Raw genomic sequence first — 1,681 nt, 5'->3', positions numbered from 1 at the left:
TCGTAACCGTTCACCGGGTTGATGCGTCCGGACGAGCATGGGCAGTTGCAACGGTGGAGCACCAGTCGAATGCGCGACATGGTCGATGTTGACCAGGGACGGGGTTGGATGGGTTGAGGTGTGGACAGGAGAGAGCCGACCGCAGAAGTGGAGCTGGACGGAGTGACGTAGGGCGTGGTGTACCAACTGCATGTTGGAGGTGCTGCCCAGAAATGCCCGTCTGCGCATCGCGGAGTTGGAAGCGCAAGTGGCCGAGCGGGACGCCCGCATCGCGGAGTTGGAAGCACAGGTGAAGGCCCTCACTCGCCGAGTGGCGGAGTTGGAGGCCCAGCTGAGGCAGAACTCCACCAATTCTTCCAAGCCACCGTCGTCGGACCCTCCAGGAGTGAAACGGACACCCCGAGTGCCCACGGGGCGACGTCCAGGTGGCCAGCCCGGCCACCAGGTGCATGGGCGGCAGTTGCTCCCGCCGGAGCAGGTCGACCGATTCATCGACGTGCCCGCCCCGGAGAGGTGCAACAAGTGCGAGGGGAAGCTGGAGGGTGGGCAGCAGCAGGTGTTGCGACACCAGGTGGTGGAGATACCACCGCTCAATGCGCTGGTGACGGAGTGGCGGTGCCACGCGGTGGAGTGCGCGCACTGCGGCACACTGAACAAGGCCCTGCTCGCGCCCGAGGAAGCCGGCCATGTGTTTGGTGAGCGCCTGTCGGCAATGGCGTGTCTGCTGGTTGGCAAGTACAGACTATCCAAGCGGCTGGTGCGCGATGCGCTCTCGGACCTGCTGGGAGTGCACCTGTCGCTGGGTGCCATCCGCAACCGCGAGCAGGAGATGAGTGAAGCCCTGGCGGCGCCTGTCGCGCAGGCGGAGCAATACGTACGCAACCAGGACGCCGCCAACCTGGACGAAACGGGCTGGTACGAGGGCAAGGTAGAGGGGAGCCACCGGCTAGCGTGGCTGTGGTTGGCGGCAACCGCACTGGTGGCGGTATTCCGAATCTCCTCCAGCCGGGGCAGTGAAGTGGCCAAGGCGCTGCTGGGGGAGGACTTCGCGGGCTTTCTCACCACCGACAGATGGAGCGCGTACAACTGGTACGACACCGCCCTGCGACAGCTGTGCTGGAGCCACCTCACCAGGGATTTCCAGGGCTTCATCGACAGGGGCGGTGAGGGGGCCCGAATCGGCCAGGAGCTCATGGAGGAGCGCAACCGGATGTTCAAGTGGTGGCACCGCGTGCGGGATGGGACGCTGGCACGTGAAGCATTCGGGCGCCGGATGAAAGAGGTAGAGCGGAAGGTGGGACGCCTGCTCCGCGAGGCCGAGGTGTGTGCCGAGGAGAAGACGGCCGGCATCGCGAAGCAGATACTCCGGCTTGAGGAGGCCATGTGGACCTTCGTCCACGTGGAAGGCCTGGAGCCGACCAACAATTTCGCGGAGAGGCTCATCCGCCCTTGCGTCATGTACAGGAAGACGAGCTTCGGGACGCAGTCGCCCGAAGGTAGCCGCTTCGTGGAGCGGATTTTGACGGCCGTGACAACACTCGGCCTGCAACGACGCAATGTGTTGGAGTACCTCACTGACCTCCTCTACGCACATCGCCGCGGGCTGCCATTGCCTTCCCTCCTCCCATTCACCACCAGCACTCAGGCTTCTCTTCCTGTCTGAGCCGGTGAACGGTTACCG

At 64.5% G+C, this 1,681-nt stretch carries 1 protein-coding gene; it reads left to right on the top strand.

Annotation, left to right across the window (positions count from 1 at the left end; translation table 11 throughout):
* Window positions 1-190 precede the first annotated feature (190 nt).
* On the top strand, window positions 191-1,663 hold the full coding sequence (locus tag DAT35_RS57880) for an IS66 family transposase (RefSeq protein ID WP_108077986.1): 1,473 nt from the start codon (window positions 191-193) through the stop codon (window positions 1,661-1,663).
* Window positions 1,664-1,681 lie beyond the last annotated feature (18 nt).

The organism is Vitiosangium sp. GDMCC 1.1324 (assembly GCF_003044305.1).
Taxonomy (GTDB): domain Bacteria; phylum Myxococcota; class Myxococcia; order Myxococcales; family Myxococcaceae; genus Archangium.
Note: the sequence above shows the minus strand (reverse complement) of the source record. Positions and strands in the feature narration are given on the sequence as shown.

Bases quoted from the DNA above. Each gene is read 5' to 3' on its own strand.
- DAT35_RS57880 (WP_108077986.1), top strand. From the start codon at position 191: ATGTTGGAGGTGCTGCCCAGAAATGCCCGTCTGCGCATCGCGGAGTTG.